Origin of the sequence: Halorubrum sp. Atlit-26R (assembly GCF_003666015.1) — an archaeon.
In the GTDB taxonomy this organism is placed as follows: domain Archaea; phylum Halobacteriota; class Halobacteria; order Halobacteriales; family Haloferacaceae; genus Halorubrum.
On the sequence record NZ_QPLT01000484.1, the window covers coordinates 1 to 460 of the forward strand.

The following is a 460-nucleotide window of genomic DNA, read 5'->3' on the forward strand; positions in this document are numbered from 1 at the left end:
TGGCGAGTGTTGCGATGCACGATACAGTCAGCCGTCGAACTGTCATGAAGAGCATTGGTGCCGCAGGCGCTGTCGGACTCGCAGGCTGTTCGACAGACGGTGGGAGTAGTGGCAACACCATCAGCATGGGCATCCTAATGGGGGTAACGGGTGGGCTGTCCGAAGTAGGCCCCGCAATTCGAGATGCAGCAGAACTAGCTGTAAAGCAGGTCCGAGACGCGGACAACGGGTTCGCAGTCGATACGCAGTTCGAGAACACGGAGACCAAGCCGAGTCGGGGTGTGAGTGGTGCAGAAGCCCTCGTGAACGCCGGGTATCCGATGATCTGCGGGGGACTGGCGTCGTCAGTGACGCTGCAGGTCGCCGAGAACGTTGCCATCCCGAACCAGACGGTTATGTGTTCACCATCGGCGACGTCGCCTGATGTTTCCTCGCTCGAAGATAACGACTTTGTGTACCG

General features: G+C 59.1%; 1 protein-coding gene. It reads left to right on the top strand.

The features are described from left to right. Positions 1–14 precede the first annotated feature (14 nt). Positions 15–460 (top strand): ABC transporter substrate-binding protein (locus tag DVK07_RS21565; RefSeq protein WP_233565648.1); only part of this gene is annotated, 446 nt, incomplete at its 3' end.